This window comes from Streptomyces sp. NBC_01171 (assembly GCF_045039805.1).
Taxonomy (GTDB): domain Bacteria; phylum Actinomycetota; class Actinomycetes; order Streptomycetales; family Streptomycetaceae; genus Streptomyces.
On sequence record NZ_CP108609.1, the window covers coordinates 2,151,768 to 2,169,341 of the forward strand.

Here is a 17,574-nt window from a genome sequence, read left to right on the forward strand (position 1 = left end):
CTGTGTCGCCAACCTGGGAAACGCGCGGACAGCTCAACATCCCGATGCAGTAGCTAAGAGGTCATCTCATTTGGCTGGGTAGGCTGTTCGCCGTGGTAGGGATTGTTGAGCGGCTGGTGCCCGACGAATTATGGGAGTTGTTCCAGCGGGTGGTGCCGGAGGCGCCGTCGCGGCCGCAGGGTGGTGGGCGACGTCGGCATGGCGATCGGGAGGTTCTGGCGGCGATCGTGTTCGTAGCGACGTCAGGCTGCACGTGGCAGCAGCTGCCTGCGGCGTCGTTCGGGCCGTCCGGCGCGACGGCCCACCGCCGGTTCACCGAGTGGACGAAGGCCAGGGTGTGGGCCAAGCTCCACCGCCTGGTCCTCGACGAACTCGGTGCCCACGGCGACCTGGACTGGTCCCGTTGCGCGATCGACTCGGTGAACATGCGGGCCCTGAAAAGGGGGACCTGGCAGGTCCGAATCCTGTCGACCGGGGCAAATACGGCTCGAAGATCCATCTGATCACCGAGCGGACCGGTCTGCCCCTGTCTGTCGGCATCTCCGGCGCCAACGTCCACGACAGCCAGGCCCTGATCCCGCTCGTGAAGGGCATAGCTCCGATCCGGTCCCGCCGAGGACCTCGCCGACGCAAGCCCGGCAAGCTCCACGCCGACAAGGGCTACGACTACCGCCATCTGCGGCAATGGCTTGCGCAGCGAGGGATCCGGCATCGCATCGCCCGCAAGGGCGTTGAGACGTCACAGCGGCTCGGACGACACCGCTGGACCATCGAACGGACCATGGCCTGGCTCGCCGGCTGCCGCCGACTCCACCGCCGCTACGAACGCAAGGCTGAGCACTTCCTCGCCTTCACCAGCCTCGCGTGCACCTTCATCTGCTACCGCAGACTCAAGACGGCTCCATGCGCTGTGAAAGCTGGCCATGATGGCCCATGTGAGCGAAGAAACTGCGTTTGACACCGTGTCACGCCTGTACCAAGAGTTTATGAAGTTGCCCTTTCCTCCCAGATTGGGTGGCGCGGACCGGGCTGGCTTCGACCTGGTGATGCTGGACTCGGATAACCGCAGCCTGGGTTTCCATCTGGATCAAGAACGGCGGCGAGCTCGAAGTGCGAGGTCGAAGCGGTCTGCTTCGCTGCATCGCCCGCCTGGACCGCGTCATACCTGTACTCAGCGATGCGGACGACCCTGAGTACTGGCACCGCCTGCACGAGATGGCTCGACTTGTCGCAGATTCCCCACACGGAGCCGCCAAATGAGATGACTTCTAAGGCGGCCCTGCTCGTGCGTAGCCAGTTCCAGGAGGTCATGGATCGCTTGGAATTCCGCGATCCAGCCCTCTTCGAGTCAGCCCATGAACTCGTGAATGAGGTCTGAACGCTTCTCCGTCGTCACTACTCCGAATCCTGCACTTTGCCCTACCGTGACGGCGTCTACTACCGCGAGTGTTCGGTGGATCTCGCCCATCTGCGAGTGGCCTCAGCCCTTAGATACGAGTGCTGGAGTCCGGGTGTTCGATCTGCAACCTCGACCCGGAGGACCGCGATCACCTGCCTGGTGAGATGTACGACGGCCGAGAGTGTATGAGCGTCATCACCAAAGCCCAGGCAACGGCCGTGGCCATCGTGGCCCACCGCGGCAGCTGGTCACCAGGTTCGCCAGCATCCCGGCGGGGACGACGGCAGAACTCAGCGCCGCCTTGGGCCCAGAGTTCCGACCCGGCATACCGCTCAACTGCGACCGTTGCTTGTCTGGCTGCGCCGGGCTTAACCGTGACTCACCGGTGCTAAGCACGGCTAGAGGCCAGCTCCCGAAGCTTTCGGCGAGCCTGTCGTAGCGGAACTCCCGGATGTAGCCGAGCAACGTTCGAGTACGGAGATGACCTTCGCAGCCGCCACCTCAGGAGCCTCGTGCTCCCAGACGCGGACAACTGTCCAGCCCTGCTCGCGAAGACGCGCGTTGGTATCGGTATCGCGTGCCCGGTTTCCTTCGATCTTGTCTTGCCACCAGCGCGAGCGTTTCACAGCTGGGCGGTAGTGCTCGGGGCAGCCATGCCAGTAGCAACCGTCCACGAATACGGCGACACGCGCCTTGGGGAATACAAGATCCGCCGTGCGACGGAGAGTTGGAATCGGCCGAGTATCGACTCGGTAGCGTAGCCCTTGCCGGTGGAGCAGTGATCGAAGCTGACGTTCCGGCTTGGTATCGCGACTCCTGTTCGCGCTCATCACAGCGCGAACAGCTGTCGAGGATGCCTTGGAGTCACTGGGCAAGACTTCGTCTCGGGCCAGGCCCGCCGCACGGGCCATCGCCCAAGCTTGAAGCAGATTGGCCGCTCGAGTAGCAGCGTCGACTTCACCTATGTATTTCTCGCGAGTGCGTCCCCCCTCAGACCATCGAAGATAGGCGCGGACACGACGCGTTCGACGATAAACCCGTAGGGCAACGGAACCCGTGGCTCGCTTGTCATCGTCTAGGACAACAACACGGCGATGCCGGCCCCCAGCCGCACGATCCTGCTCCCCTGAGCGAGCTGCGCGGGGCATCCCCGGACGTGGCTTCCAGGCCCGGTCCGGGGGAAGTTGGTCGCTCCAGCCGCGTTGGGTCACACCCGCCCCTCAGCATCGTCCAGTGCCGCACGCACAGCGGTAGCGAAAACTTCTCCCAACCTGACAGGAACAGCGTTGCCGAGCTGGCGCATCCGCTCACCGCGAGGGCCGGCAAGGACCCAGTCATCAGGGAAAGTCATCACTCGCGCAGTCTCGCGGACAGTCATGTATCGGCACCCAGTGCCATCGAAGGTGGGATCATCTAGGCGCACTACGGACTCACCGCCGGGAACACCGTGCACACCGGCCTTGACCGTCTTGGCAGGGCGGTCAAGTTCGTTGGGAGTATGACCAGCATAGATACGGGCACCGGGCCAGCCGGTGTGATCAGGGATTTCCTCGACCATGAGTCTGCCGTGGACAGCCTCCAGTGGTACCGGAGGCAGTGGCTTTCCTTCGTTTTCATCAATACCCGTGATGGCGTCACGGAGCGTGCGCCACGGCTTCTTACCATCCGGCATGAGGGACATTGGCGGCAGGTTTGCCATGACTTTCCCGCGTACTTCATCGATGCCCGGAACGTCGTTGTACCGTTTCCAGTACGTCCCGTCATGCATGGAGTGAATCAGTGCGGCCTCGGAATACTCGGGCTCGGGCCTGAACCTGTCCCAGGTCACCCCCAGGTCCGAGCGGAAGGCGACGATGATGACGCGTTGCCGGATCTGAGGGACACCGTAGTCTGCAGCGTTGACTGGCATATACGTGACGTCGTAGCGCTCCGACGGATCGCCGGCCCCATCCCGCAGCACCTTCCGAAGAACCTCGTCGTGTTCATCCCATGTGGCGCCTTCGGCCCGCTGGACGAAAGGAAGGCTCATTTCCCGAATGATGTACTCAAAATACGGGGCGAATGATTTCCTGAGCAGGCCGCGTACGTTCTCGCAGATCACGGCCTTGGGGCGCATTTCGCGAATCGCTCGGAACATTTCGGGGAACATGTTCCGCTCGTCCTCGGTGCCCTTGGCCACCCCTCCGAGACTGAACGGCTGGCAGGGCGGCCCACCAGCAAGGACGTCTACCTCCGCATCCCGCAGGAACTCGAAGGACGGGATCTGCCGTACGTCCCCGGGTACCAAAGGCCAGCCGGCGGCACGCCGCCCAGGGTGGCCCTTCCCCGGCTCGGGCATGGACGCGTCGTCGGGGTCCCGGGGAAGCGCCCCGTTCTCAGTCAGCGTCTCCAAGGCCCGTTTGGCGAACTCGTTGACCAGGAGTGGCCGAAAGCCCGCGTTGTGCACGGCCATCGCCAGGCCGCCTCCGCCCGCGAATAGCTCAACAGACGTCCTGTCGGTGGACTTGTGTTTCTCCTGATCAGACATGACCAAAGCGTACCGCGGAGCTGTTGATCATGGGCAGAGACCTACGAAAGTACTGATTCACCAGGGGGAACGCACGACTAGAGTGATCGCCGCATCGGCAGGCATCGATCAAGGAGGGGGACTGCACCACATGTCGGAGGCATCACCTATGAATGGCGGCCGCAGGTCGCGCAACTGGCGTGAAACAGCGCTTCGTCCGGATCCTTACGACCCCCTGACGCTGGAGAACCTCGGGCGCAGCATCGAGATGCGGATGCTGGAGATGGAGCCAGCCCCGCTCACCGACGTGCCTCTGATGATAGGAGCCGGAATCTACGCTCTCTACTACGTCGGCTCCCATGAGCTGTACGCGCCCATCGCGGAGCCGTACTGCCAGACCCCCATCTATGTGGGTAAGGCCACTCCGGAGGGTGGACGTAAGGGGACTGGGCCTGGAGCCGCTGACGATGAGGACGCCCTGTGGGATCGCCTCCGAGACCATCGACGTTCCATCGAACAAGCTTACGATCTCGACGTGGCGGACTTCCGAGTGAGGTACCTGGTCGCCGTTGACTTCTTCGTCTCCCTCGCCGAGCAGCTCATGCTTCGGCAGTTCAGACCCGTGTGGAACGCCATTGTTGACGGCTTCGGGAACCATGCACCGGGTAGTGGCCGGACTAGCCAGGCGCGACCTCCGTGGGACGATCTTCACCCTGGGCGCTCGTGGTCGACCCCGGAGAGGATGCCGAAGCCCAGCCAGTACACCGCCCAGGAGTCCAGGATCCGAGTTATGAACCACTGGCAGCAGTTGGGCCTCATCTGAGGCCACTTCGCTCGTACGAAGTGACTCCACTGCGGCAAGCGCCAGAGCAAAGGGCTGCACGGTCTTGACGAGTCCTGAGCCATAGATCCACCGCGCATATCACAGGGTCGCAGCCCAGATGCAAGGGTCGGCATCAGTCAGTCCCATGCCTGACGTCTCACATCTAAGCGATGTTCAGCAACCCGTGGACTACCCGTGGACTGGGCCCGCCCGATCAACTGCGGTTGGGGCCGTGACCTGCCGCATTGTTCAGTCCGCAAGGGGCCTCCGGAGCTGTCGCAGCAGTGCAGCGCAGCAGATCCGAACCCGTCGGCCGGCGAAATCCATAGAGTCCGCCGTGGACAGGCTGATCGGCACCTCGAGGTCCGGAGCGACGGTTACAGATCCCGCCCGGCAGTGACCGAGGATGGCTGCTCTACGGCCCCAAGCATGCAGCTACGGGGCCGCAGGGTAGTCACCTGGGTCGTCGGACGTCCGTCAGAACGTCGTCCAACAGTCCTCTCACGTCGCTTCCGCCCAGGACCAGCTGTCGATCCAGCAGCCGGTTTCCGGTCTCGCAGGAGGTCTCACTTACCAGGGAACACCCGTGGCAGGCCGAGAGGTTCAGCTGTGAGGCTCCCTGACGGTCGCTTTCGATGCAGACCGGGTCGTTGGAGCAGAAGTCCGCGTCGTCCAGGGCTTCCACCAGGAGTGGGATCAGCTTTTTGGGATCCCCGAGCCTAACGAGACCGCCGAGAGTCCCCTGAGCGTCCCCTGCCGCGGTATAGATCAGGATCCCGGCGGTCTTGTCCGTGCGGTCGGAGTTCGCGTAAATCCTTTCCTGCAGCGAGGCAGACGCGTAGCCGCTGGCGAACGCCAGCCGCCGGATGAGCAGGTGCGCCAGCGTGTGCAGGGCGATGTACCTGGGTTCCGGCACGTCGAGGCGACCGGCCCAAGGAGAGTCGGCCCTTCGCGTCTTGAGGATGCCGGCGCGTGCCTGCACCTCCGGCTGTGCCTCCCATGCGGCGAGCTTCTCCTCGTCAAACCGCAGGAAGATGCCTTCCCCGAACAGTTCGATCGCCGGGTAGGTGGGCCGATACGACTTGTCAGCCCCCAGATCGGCGTTGATCAGTGCCGCTTCCGCGTCGTGGCGTCGGAACCCCCGCAGGGCACGGACCTCCCGCACCCGGCATACCTGCCCGATGCCGCTGATCTTGGCGAGGAGGCTCTGCGGTCCCGCGAGCTCTTCGAGGCTTCTCCCGTCGACGACGAAGTCGCTTCCCGTGCGGTCGCGTCCTTCGTCGAGTTTCTTCAGGAACGCCGCCCACTCACCGTCCTTCAGGTCTAGCAGCAGCTCGCCTGCGGGGTTTTCCTCCCCCGCCGCGACGCCGAGGACGGTTTCCGCCGTCACTCCGAGATCGTCGGCGATCAGCTGCGCCAACACTTCCGACTGGGGTCCGCCGTTGTCGGTCACGACTTTCCCGAAGAGCACGTGACCACGGATCTTGTCGGCCGTCTCCGCGGACTGCGGGCGTTCCTCCGGGATGTCGAGAGCCGAGATCCTCTCGACGATGTAGTTGCCCGTGGCACCACGCTGCACCGCAACCAGCTCGTACGGGCAAAGCTTCTTGACGGAGGCCTCCGGCTCCCAGGGCTGCCGTCCCGCGCAACGAATCCCGTCGCGGTGCAGGGCCCCCGTCGTCACGAGTTCAGCGAGACTGCGCTCATTCCCGCACCCGTGGCACTTCACCACGAGGGCCGCGAGGCCTTCGCCACGAGTGGCCAGCTTGCGGAACCTGAGCGCCTTGTAGTCACGGCAGAAGCGGACCGCTTCGTTGACGCTCGCCGCGCGCCCACGGTGTGCCCACTGGAACCAGTTGATGTCCTGTATGTGGCTGCCTTTTTCGCAGACTGCGACATATCGCATCGGTACGAGCGCGCCGCCGCAGTCACAGGTGTTGCTCCACTTGCCTTTTTTCCTACCGGTCAGCTTCGAGAGCTTGTCGCAACGCTCGCAAAACCGCCAAGCGGGAAAGCGCCAGTACGGCAACGCGGGGGTTTCCTTTGCGGCTCGGCTCGCGTGTGCCGGCGGTTGTCTCAGGACACCGGCACCGAGGCGGGCCATCAGACGCTCACAGCTGATCTCATGAGCGAACTTCTTGTCCCACCAGGACGTGTCCGGCGCCATGAGCGACTCGCCTCGCACGTCGACGATCGCTCCCACACCGAACGGTGAGATCGTCTCGGAGAGGCGCAGGTCATGCCTGATCTTCTCCATGGTGCACCTCCTCCTGCGGTTCCTGGACCTCGACCGCCACGTTGGGCTCCACGGACCTCATCGAGTCTGCGACGAGCCACCCTTCGCCGGGCTGGCCGAACTTCTTCAACAAAGCTGCCTGGTCTTTCTTCGTCCGCTGGTAGTACAGAGGCTCGCCCGACTCCCGTGCCTGGCCTGCCCGTCGGTCCCAGTCCCTCAGGAGGCCCCATACGGCGGAGCGTGTTTCCGGGGCTTCGAGGCCGTCGGCGCGCGTCACGTAGCCGAGGAACCGTTCCACGAGTCGATCGACCGCTTCGCGGATCCTGTCGTCCCCGAGGTCGAACCGACCCGCCGCTTCGTTCGGGGCGAGAGCAGTGAACGACTGCCGCAGCAGTGCCACGAGCGCGCCGGCGAGCGATCGCTCGCGCGAGGCCAGCGACCACGGTGTGACGCTGGTGGGCTCCACGCTCCGGTAGAGGGCCTCGTGGTAGCCACGGAAGGTCTCGAAGTGCGAGCGATCACGGGCCCTTCCCGACCGGAACAGCGTGACGACGACGCCCTTCGTGTCTCCACGTCCGACACGGCTCGTGGCCTGGACGTACTCGGCCGTGGTCTTCGGCTGCCCCACCATGAGCATCAGCGCGAGCCGCGGAATATCGATGCCCACGGAGAGCATGTTCGACGAGAGGACCACGTCGACAGCCTCCGGCGACTCGTCAGCCCTGACCCTGAGCGCGCGGAGATCGTTCGGCAGTTCCTCGGCTCCGCGACGGCTCGTCAGTTCCAGGACCTTCCCCGCTCTGACGGGCCGCAGGGGGAAGCCGAGCCTCTCGGCTCGGGGCTCCAGACGACCGTTGACGTCGTCGACGACCAGCGTCCCGGTACGTCCGAGCTCACGAAGACTGTTGTGGTACATGACCAGCGTCCAGTACGCGTCCCGTGACGCGGCGGACGGGGCGCGGGCGGCCAGCGCCTCCGGCATCTCCACCATGGGGGTGACGGCTGCGATGACGGCCGACGGCTGCGAGACCGACTGTGGCATCAGGCCGATGTAGAGACGTCCTTCTCCGTTTTCCACCGGGCGGGAGAAGAAGGTCCGGTCGTCGTCGAGTCCCGATGGCGGATACAGGGCGACCTCACGCCCGTACAGTCCCTCCACCTGCTCCTCGGACGCGCGGATGGTGGCTGTCGAGGCCACGATCTTGGGACTGGAGCCCGACCGGCTCACCAGGAGCTGGATCACCGCGTCGAAGACGGCGACGGTGGTTCCGAGCGGCCCGGAGAGCAGGTGCAGCTCGTCCTGGATGATCACGGATGGTTGTCTGAAGGTGGTCCCGAGACCGAGCAGCCTGCCCGCTTCCGGCTTGAACTGCAGACGCGCGAACTTGTCGACGGTGGCAAGGAGGATGGTGGGCGGTTCCTTGTACAGCACCTCGTCGACGACCGCGAGCGGGAGCTCGCCGGCGAAGTCGCACGACGCGTCGACACAGTGGAGCACGACGTCCACGCCGTCCAGGCGCATGCCGTAGTCCTCTGGCTTGTCGCTCCTGAGTCTCGGCACCAAGGGCGTCAGACACCATGGGCAGCTCTCGACCTGGAATTCGTTCGCCTCTTCCGGGCGCGCGGCCTTCTGAAGCCGCTTGAGTGCTTCACGCGCCTCGACTCGCGTGCCGGGGGTGACTTCGTTGCCCACCCACAGACCGATCGAGAACGGCGCCATGCCCTTCGCGCGGTCGTCCGTGGCCCGCAGCCGCTCCATCGCGCAGACCAGTGCCGCGGCCCGTTGGAACTGTTGAGAGGTCAGGAGCCGCAGGGTGTAGCGGGTGATGACGGCGGTTCCCCCGCCGGCCGTGCCGTGAGCGAGCCGTCGGCGGAACACCTCGATCGCGGCGAGACCCAGGTAGGCCTCGGTCTTGCCGCCACCGGTCGGGAACCAGATGAGGTCGACGAGGTCCCGATCCTTGTGCCCCTCATCGACGGTGGAGGCCAGCGACACGAGTAGGAAGCCGAGCTGGAAGGGCCGCCACCGCGGCTCCGGCACCTGCTCCTCCGGCTTCCCGTGGTTGATGGACGCCTGCCGCATCTGAAGACGCATGGCGGCCATGCCGAGTGAGAAGGCCGTTCGAAGGTCCTGTTGTCCCGGCGCCCGGAGGAGGTCTATGCCTTCCCTCATCCTGTCGACGGCGTCCTGCGAACGCCCGGCGATGCGGACGGCCACGGCCCTCTCGTCGCTGAACGCCTCCGCCCGTTCCATCTGGCGGGAGGCCCAGTCGGCGAACGCCTCGAGGAAGGCGTCCAACGATCGAAGGACCGCTTCGGGATCCTTGTCGATCTGCTGGAGGTGCCCCAGCTCCAAGGCCTCGGCTTCGGCCGTCCCTTCGTCGAAACCCGTGGTCTCGACGGCGGGCACCACGAAGGCCGGCACGGGCTCGAGGAAGACCTTGGCACAACGGCCCTCCGCGAACTCCCAGTCCGCGGCCATTCCATGCCCGACCGCGTAGACCCTTCGGTTGCGATATCGCAGGCGCAGCTCAGCGGCTTCCGGGTCGGTGTCGATCGAGCGCGTCGTGTCGTACTCCAGGATCTCCGCCCCGGCGGAGGGAGCGGCGGCCAGGTGGACCTGGAACAGCGTCCGAGGGATGTCGTGTCGGTCGTCGCCTGTTGATTCGGTCAGGACCCGTACGTGGACGGTGACCAACGAGTCGCCCTGGAAGTCGCGCCAACGCGAGCCGATCTCGACCGAGACTCCACCCACGGAAAGGCGCTCGGGCCCCTTGTCCCGCCGGAGGTCGAGGCCGTTGACGGAGAACGGGGTACGCCGCCACCTGGGCGGCCCGTCTCCCGCGACAGCGGCGTACGTACCGCACGAGAAGTCGACGTCGACGGAGTCGCCGTCGGTGACGAAGGAGAGCGCGACGGATGAGGGCTTCCAGTCCTCGGCCAGAGGGACAGCGGCCCCGCTCTCCTCGACCTCACCATCGGGGACATCCGCCGATACCTCTTCGTCCGTGTTGCCGTCCCCGTGAGAGCCTCGTGCCTCGGCTTCGACCGGGAACAGCATGCCGACGGCGTACTGCCGGTGAGGCAGGTTCGCCGTGACCTCCTCGTCTCCGGCCTCGGGCCCCACGTAGGAGGATCGGAGATGGTGAAGGGCCTCCTTCTGGGCTGCTGTGAGGTTCACTTCCTAACCTGCTTTCGAAGAAGATCCTGGAGCCGCTTCTTGTCGTGCTTGGATGCGACCACGTGGAGCGTGACCCGCGCCCGCGTGACGGCCACGTAGAAGGCGGCGAGTCCCCGGTCGTTGTATTCCTGGGGCAGGTCGCAGACGATGACGTGCTCTGCCTCCAGCCCCTTGGCGTAGCGGGGGTTGGTCACAAGGAATCCGGCCTCGCTCCTGCGCGGCTCGGCGTCCTCGGACACACTGATGATCCAGATGTCCTGGCGGCGGGCCCCGTTCGCGACGAGGTCGCGAGCCACGGTCTCGGCCGCGGAGACACCGGCCGTCCCGTCGGACCACCGCCATTCCACTCGGTCGCCATGGACGATGCCCGGGTCCCCGACGTCGGCGCCTAGGTACTCCTGCACGACATGGACGATCGCACGGGTGTTGCGCACGTTCCGGTCCAGGTCGTACTGGAGCGCCTCCTGCTGGACCAACTCGCAGACCTCCGGGTCGAATTCGCCGTCGACGCGTGCCTGGTTGTTGGGGTCGAGGAACATCCTCCACCGGCCGCCTTCTCGACCCCCGCGGATCACGGCGTCCAAGGCGTCCATGCCGCCGGCGTTCATGAGGTCCTGTGCCTCGTCGACGAAGACGACGTCGTACTGCTTGTCACCGGACAGGTCCGCGAACGGAAGGAGATCGATGTCTCTGCCCTCGATCCGCGGGCCGAAGAAATCGACCAGGGCGGGCGAGTGGAAGGTGATGAGCACCGACTTCCCTTCGCCCGCCTCCTGCTTCGCGCCCTCCGCCAGCACCAGGGATTTCCCGGTGCCCGCGCCACCGAAGACGAGCATCCTCGGGTTCCGGGAGAGCGCGGCCAAGACCCTGGCCTGGCCCTCGGTCGCTCGATTCTGCTCCTCCAGCACGGCGCCACGCTGCGCGTCGATGACGGGCATCCTGGTGAACTCACCGAAGAGACGCGCCCGGAGCGTCTCGGACCGGGCGACTCTGATTCCGTGGGGAGCGGTCCTCGCTTCGCCGGCGACCTTCTCGAAGGCTTCCGTCAATGCGGCAATGCTCATCTGCTCCTTGGCCCACCAGTGGCTCCCCTTCCACTCCACGGCTGCCGGAGGCGCGTCAATGTCGGGAGTGAGGGCAACGGCCTCGGTCGCGAACCAACCGACGCCTTCCTCCTGGAGGATGTCGCGCAGCGCGTACATCGCCGACTGCGCCTGGTCCATCGGCGACTCGCGCAGCTTCTTCCAGTCACCGTGGCGGTCGATGGAGTACCAGACACCGTCGTACTTCCTGACGCCCCCGCCCTTGACCTCGACGATGATAACTACGCCGTTCCAGAGCACGACGAAGTCCGCTTCCCCCTGCTGCTTGACCGCGTGGCTCCGCAGCTTCACAGAGTGGAAGGCGACGGCGTCGGGGGGACCGTCGATCGCTCGCAGCAGTCGGGCCACCCGCCGTTCGGCGTTGCTGGTGGTGGTCGCCTCGATGTCGGCGAGATCCGGTATGAGGATCATGATCCCTGCTTTCGCCAGAGGCCCTCGTAGGCACGGAATCCGAGGAAGTCGCTGACCGCGCCGAAGTTGTCGGCGACGTCCACGATGAGGCACTCCTCCTTGCCGCCGTTCTCAGGACCACGCAGACCGCGGCCGGCCATCTGGATGTAGGCGCTGGGACTGAACGTGGGCCTCGCGATGTACAGCGCCCGGACGCCGGGCGCGTCGAATCCCTGGATCAGCAGGTCGCAGTTGGCCAGAACCCTGATCTCGTTCCTCTTGAACCTCTCGATGACGTCACGGCGCGTCTGCCGTCCGGTCTGGCCGCTGACCGCCTCGGCCGCGACATTCCGGTAACGCAGTGTCGCGGCGAGGACCTGGGCGGACAGGACGTTCGGCGTGAACACGAGGATCGGCCATTCCGGATCCCGCTTCAGAATGTCGTCCACGAGGATCTTCATGCGGGCTTGGTCCCGACCGATGCGGTCGAGGACCTGGGGTTCGAGTTTGCGCAGGGAACGCACTTGTGCGAGTTCATCCGGCCCCAGCGCGACCTGTACACCTTTCAGCACTTCATGTCGGACCCTGGCGAGGACACCTCTCTTCGACAGCTCCGGGTAGGCGTTGCCGTCGAAGGCGCTCATCTTGTGGTGACCGAAGCGGGCCGCCAGTTCCTTCGTCGGCTCGGTGACGTCGCCGCTGCCCTTGAACGGCGTCGCCGAAATGCCCACCAGAGGCCGTTCCCAGCTGCGACCGTCGACCCCGAGCCATCTGAGGATCTTCGTGTACATCTTCGACCCGCCGGCCCGGTGCGCCTCGTCGATGAACACCGCGGAGGCCCTGCTCAGCCACTCGTACTCAGGAGTGTCGGCCAACCGGTCGAGCTTGGCGTCGGTGGCCACGACCACACTGAACTCGGTGTCCGGTTCGTGGACGACATTGGTGTTCCAGAGCCGGCCGATCGTCAACGGACGCTCGTCCCCGAGCCAACGCCAGACGGTGCCGAACGTTTGCACCGCCTGCTCGCAGAGCTCCTCCGACTGCGCGATCCAAAGCACGGTTCCGCTCATCTCGCCCTCGACGAACAGCCGCAGCACGGTTTCGGTGGCCACCCGGGTCTTCCCGGCTCCCGTCGGGAGCTCCACCATGCCCTTGAGCGCACGACCGTCCCGGCCCCGGGACGTCAGGACCTCCTCCAGTTCCTCCCTGATCTTCTCCTGGAAGTCGTGCAAGGGCTTGAGCTTTACGGCACCGGGCACGACGAACTCATCGTCCTGGTGTCGGGTGCGACGCCCGGCGTACTTGGCGCCGAATCCCATCTTGCGAAGCCAGGCGACGGTCAACGCTCCCCCCGCCCACTTCTCGGGAACGTCCGTGTACCCCTCGGCGCTGAACTCCTCTGCGAGAAGCTTGATCGAATCGCTGCCGTAGACGGTCAGGAAGAGCTCAGCGACGGACGTGGAGCCATCCACCAAACCTTGGCCCTCAAGTGCCTGCCAAAGTCCTTTAGGCAGGTTCTCCATCAGCGTGTCGTCACCGATGTAGATCGCCAGCCGCTCCACGTCACTGGACGCGGCCCGGGCGTCTTGCCGTTGCATCTCCAGGTGTTGATCGACGCGTGCCTGGAGGATGTCGCTCAACTCGGCATTCGACAGGCGCATGTCGAACGCTTCGTTGACTATCTGCAGGACACGACGCTCGTCGAGTTCTGCCTGCACCACGAGGGTCATTCCCTGGCGGTGCCACTCGAGCGACTGGTCCTCGACGCCGTCCTCCGTGGTCACACGCTTCGTGATCTGGACGGCCTTCGCCACGGTCGCGTTCGTGACCTTGTCCTCGACGAACGTCGAACGCAGTCCGGTGTACAAATCGAGGACGCGCTCCTCGACCTGCCGACCGTCGACCAGGAGCGAGAAGGAGAAACTGTCCTCGAACCGTCGGCATCCGACCAGGTCGACGAACTCGTCCGCTTCGTCCTCATCCACCTTGAGGTACGGCTTCTGCCTCAGGTTGAGGAACTCGCGTTCCTCTTCGGTCGTCGCCAAGTACACCGCATCGGGCCGCCTCCTCTCGATGACGCGGCCCACCCGGGCGGGGATGAACCTGGGATGCCCCTCCGGGAATGCGAACCGACTCGCGGTGAGGACGAAACCCGTCAGGGCCACGTTGCTGATCTGCGAGGTGGCCTCCGCATCGAGCGCTTCACGCAGGACCTCTGCAGGGACTTCGCCCAGGTCCTTGGGCAGCTGCAGGGCGTCCTCGACGTGGCGCGGTCCTCGGAAGAGAGGCAGCAGGGCCTCGTACTCGACGAGCGACGCGGAGACTACGCGGTCGGGAGTCCGGTAGCCGCGAGCCGACTTCAGCAGGCCGGCTCGGCCAGCCGCCCATCGAACAGGAGACCGAACCCTGTGGCTGAGCCCTGTGTCGATGTCCGTGCAGAGCCAGTGACCTGCCTGGTCGAGTCTGAGCAGTCCTTCCGTCCACCGCTCGCGTACGAGTTCGGACGCGCCCGCGTCTTCCAACATCAGGAGTACCGAGAACGGGCCGGGACCGTCCCCCCTGTCGAACTCCACCTGCTCGACGGGGCGTTCTCCGGGCCCGAGCCTCCGGTTCACCTCGTCCAGCACGTACTGGCAGTAGTCATCGAAGTGGACCTCGTCCTCGAGCGAGTACGAGCCGACCGGCTCGGTGATGACGCCTGCCGCGTGTGCGAGCTGGGGAACACACTTCGTCCGGTCCAGAACTCGATCGGGTGCGCTGTCGCCAAGACCGTCGATGTCCAGCACGTACGTGGGTGGAGCCCAACCACCGTCGCGTGTCGGAACCTTGAGAGCACCTGCCTTGTTGCCCGCCACGACCTTCTGTGCCTGTGCCATCGGCACATCGGTGGCAGCGTCCCAGAACTTCGGGAGTTCATCGGCCTCGGCCTCGGGCGACAGCCTGGCCATCCTGGCCTCGAACATCGAGAGAGGATCGAGATCCCGAAAGCCTCTGTCCCCGAGCTTCTTCTCGACGCCGGGAACAGCCAGGAAGTCCGGATCGACGAAGCACGCTCCTTCGATGTCGACATCCTCCGCACGATGTAGGAAGACCCGGTCACGGTCCTTGATGGACAACATGCCGCCGGTCGTCGGTATGACCTTCGCAGGACCGAAGCCGTTGGGATTGCGCAGCACGAAATCGAGCGCCTTCGCTGCAGAGGCCACATCCGGCCCCTCCGTCCACTCACGCAGCCAAGACAGGACACCTCTCTTGGAGATCTTCTCCAACGCCTTCAAATCATCTCTGGGGCGTGAGTCGGCGAAGGCGGTGGAGACGCTGCACACGTAGAGCGCCCTCAAGCGAGTCACACGCTGCTGACCGTTGGCGTAACAACGCCAGTGCGGCACGGCGTCCTCGGTGTGGGGCGATTTGATCCACTCTTCGTGGTCACGTTCGGACGCCTCACTGACGCCGAAGTCGAGGGGGCGGAGCTCTAGCGGCGTGCGTAGCACGCCGGTCGCGTCGGGGATCAGAGCCTTCTCACAGCCGAGCTGCGGAACATGGGCGCAGAGAATCTCGTCGCCGAACGAATGGGTTTCACGGCCACGCGCCGGCATGTAGTCCAGGTGTGCTGCCGGATCGTCGACGGACGACACCTTCGGCAGCATGTCCAGGAACATCCCCGAGAGAGTCACGAGGATCTCTCGGTTGTACGTGTTCGAAAGCAGGGTGGTGCGGTCGTCGTTGACGCTCCAGGGGGCGTTGAAAAGGGCGGATGCCGATGTCCTGTCCTGGAGCGGGAAATACGACCAGAACTCGCCCGTCCTCAGTTGTGCGAAGCGTGCCGGCATCGCGACCGTGACCTTCATTCGGTCACGAGACACCGCTTCGCCGACTTCGATCCGAGCCTCGGGGCTGGGTGCATGCATTCGGTTGTCGACGTACCACTCTTCGTGGTCACCGTCTGGACGCTCGATCCGAAACCTGCCGTCGCCCAGCTCCCACGACACGTGACTCGTCACGAAGTTCGCGTCGGCTCCGATTACCCGGAGCCGGATCTCACGCACCGAGTTGACGAAGAGGAGGAACTCGGATCGGAATTCCTCGATCTCCTTCTTGAGATTTTCCAGCCTCGTCGCATGCGGCAATCTGACTATCGTCACCGCCCACTCCGCCAGCTCGGCCAGGATCGCGTCTTTGACGAACTCGGCCTCCGCGTCGATCCGGGTCAGGGTCCTCAGGACCGGGAGTCTCTTGGAGGCGGGCGCGATCGTCGCGATCGCCGCCTTCGCCTTCGACGAGTTGAACTCGAAGGCGACCGATCGGCTGAACACCTGTGGAGTGTCGGTGACCGCGAGCACCGACTTGAAACCGAGCCCGAACCGCCCGATCTCGTCGCCTCGTTTACCACTGAGATGCGCATGGGCGAGCGTGGTGAGGCCGCTTCGGGAGAACGGACGGCCGGCGTTCGCGCAGTACAGTGTCTGGCGGTCAAGGTCGAGGACGATCTCGACCCGCCCCGCTCCCTCCTCGTGTTCGGCAGCCCCCGACATGGCGTCAGCCGCGTTCTGCACGAGTTCCAGAAGCGTGCGGTTCGAGTAGCCCCCGACCCGGATGGACTCCTCCTGGTTGGCGTGCTCCGTGATCAGGTTCGGATTCGCACGATACGAATCAATCGCCCGCCCGAAGAGGTCATCAACCTCCCGGACCAACCCGGCGTCGGGGACCCAATCGGCACGTTTGTTCATCACGACTACACCGCCTCAACTGCTGTCACCACGACGCAGGCTGACAGCCCCGCATCTACGTGGCTCCTGAACTACGATCGCCCTGTTTTTCACTCATGCGTAAATCGCACACTGCCGGACCTGCTGCGGACAGTAAGAACAGCCACCTGTATCAGGTCGGTTTTTGTGGCCGTGGCGGACGAGCCGTGGTCATCCGGCGTTCGAACGCCCAACTTGCAGCGAGTCGGCGGAGTTAGGGCCCTAACTTTCTCTGCAACCAGCGCATCCCGATGCCAGCGATCGGGGTTGCAGGCTGGCATCGCACATTCGTTGCCGGGATCAGCCGGGCGTATCCCTGCCCCAACGCACCGATATTCAGGGTGGACCCAGACCTGAAGCCGCTGAGGCACGGCCGACTGCCCTGAAAGCGGAAGCCTTCGACATCGACCCTGGGTGCACCGCGCTGCGGGAGTGGCACTGCCAGCCCCAGCGGGGTGCAGCCGGGTCTCCTCGTGTGTGACTGCGGGGTCAATGCAGCGCCCGAGCCCACCGCCTGGCCCCCCGCCAGGCATACTCAACAACCCTCACGAGTCCCCCTCATTCATGGAGCTTAAGCGTTCAATAAAACGTCACGACAGGGAACCCCTGTTACCGATTCGCAATCTACGTGCGACATCCGGTGCGCCACGACAGAGACGTCACGCCATCAGGAAGTCTGCCTGCCAGGCAAAATGCCTCACACCCGGAGCCGCCTCGACCGACCCAACCGGCCCGCCTCAACGGCGACCGCTTCCTAGCGCCACACCTCGGTGGCGCATGAATCGATCTTCACAAATCCACGCGTTTGTGCGCTGTTCAAGCTTTCAGGAACCGCTCAGGAAGCGGAAGCAGTTTTGCCGAATCGGCGTAGACCAGTGGGGCACACCACCGAGGCAGTGCGCCCCTTGTGCGCCCCCGTTCCCACCCACCGGATCACGGAACGACTCACGGCATGCGGCATAGCGAAGAGCATCGCGCTCGCTGCGGCACGGGGGCAGTCTCCCGGTCGCACTGGGTCTCGTAGCGGGCGGCGCGCTCGCCGTGCCAGGACTCGGGACTCAGGACTGTCAGCGGCTGGTCGCGGTCAGGTTGGGCTGCGCAATCAGCGCAGCCGGCTTCGCGCCTCCTCCTGCGCAGTACGGAGGACGCGGTACAGAGGGAGTCAATCCTCTGCGGCGTCTAGCAACC

Annotated in this window: 8 protein-coding genes; 2 read left to right on the forward strand and 6 right to left on the reverse strand. The window is 65.0% G+C overall.

From position 1 onward, the window contains the following. Positions 1-92 precede the first annotated feature (92 nt). A protein-coding gene (locus tag OG448_RS09770; protein ID WP_405552824.1) for an IS5 family transposase occupies positions 93-958 on the forward strand; the annotation gives its coding sequence in 2 pieces (ribosomal slippage) (positions 93-437 and positions 440-958; 864 coding nt in all). An 839-nt stretch (positions 959-1,797) separates the two neighbouring features. Here the strand turns inward: OG448_RS09770 and OG448_RS09775 are convergent. Beyond that, entirely contained in the window at positions 1,798-2,547 is a 750-nt protein-coding gene (locus tag OG448_RS09775) for a very short patch repair endonuclease (RefSeq protein ID WP_405552825.1), read from the reverse strand. A 59-nt stretch (positions 2,548-2,606) separates the two neighbouring features. Next, entirely contained in the window at positions 2,607-3,926 is a 1,320-nt protein-coding gene (locus tag OG448_RS09780; RefSeq protein ID WP_405552827.1) for a DNA cytosine methyltransferase, read from the reverse strand. Positions 3,927-4,056: 130 nt separating this feature from the next. On the opposite strand from OG448_RS09780, the gene OG448_RS09785 reads away from it, so the two are divergent. Then, entirely contained in the window at positions 4,057-4,728 is a 672-nt protein-coding gene (locus OG448_RS09785) for an Eco29kI family restriction endonuclease (protein WP_405552829.1), read from the forward strand. Positions 4,729-5,182: 454 nt separating this feature from the next. Here the strand turns inward: OG448_RS09785 and drmB are convergent, their stop codons facing one another. Genes drmB through OG448_RS09805 form a run of 4 tightly spaced genes read right to left on the reverse strand, consistent with a single transcriptional unit; the run spans position 5,183 to position 16,368 of the window. Beyond that, positions 5,183-6,985, reverse strand: a complete 1,803-nt coding sequence (drmB, locus tag OG448_RS09790) for a DrmB family protein (protein WP_405552831.1) — start codon at positions 6,983-6,985, stop codon at positions 5,183-5,185. Next, positions 6,966-10,145: a helicase-related protein gene (locus OG448_RS09795; RefSeq protein WP_405552832.1), complete on the reverse strand. Its 3,180-nt coding sequence runs from the start codon at positions 10,143-10,145 to the stop codon at positions 6,966-6,968. Before OG448_RS09795 ends, drmB begins: the two co-directional genes overlap by 20 nt. Beyond that, the gene (locus OG448_RS09800; RefSeq protein ID WP_405552834.1) at positions 10,142-11,659 is read right to left on the reverse strand and encodes an NERD domain-containing protein; all 1,518 of its coding nucleotides are present in this window, start codon (positions 11,657-11,659) and stop codon (positions 10,142-10,144) included. The genes OG448_RS09795 and OG448_RS09800 overlap by 4 nt, the downstream gene beginning before the upstream one ends. Beyond that, positions 11,656-16,368, reverse strand: a complete 4,713-nt coding sequence (locus OG448_RS09805) for a sacsin N-terminal ATP-binding-like domain-containing protein (RefSeq protein ID WP_405552836.1) — start codon at positions 16,366-16,368, stop codon at positions 11,656-11,658. The genes OG448_RS09800 and OG448_RS09805 overlap by 4 nt, the downstream gene beginning before the upstream one ends. Between the last annotated feature and the right edge of the window lie 1,206 nt (positions 16,369-17,574).

Coding starts and splice junctions, on each gene's coding strand:
- OG448_RS09775 (WP_405552825.1), bottom strand. CDS start 2,547: ATGCCCCGCGCAGCTCGCTCAGGGGAGCAGGATCGTGCGGCTGGGGGC.
- OG448_RS09780 (WP_405552827.1), bottom strand. CDS start 3,926: ATGTCTGATCAGGAGAAACACAAGTCCACCGACAGGACGTCTGTTGAG.
- OG448_RS09785 (WP_405552829.1), top strand. CDS start 4,057: ATGTCGGAGGCATCACCTATGAATGGCGGCCGCAGGTCGCGCAACTGG.
- drmB (WP_405552831.1), bottom strand. CDS start 6,985: ATGGAGAAGATCAGGCATGACCTGCGCCTCTCCGAGACGATCTCACCG.
- OG448_RS09800 (WP_405552834.1), bottom strand. CDS start 11,659: ATGATCCTCATACCGGATCTCGCCGACATCGAGGCGACCACCACCAGC.
- OG448_RS09805 (WP_405552836.1), bottom strand. CDS start 16,368: ATGAACAAACGTGCCGATTGGGTCCCCGACGCCGGGTTGGTCCGGGAG.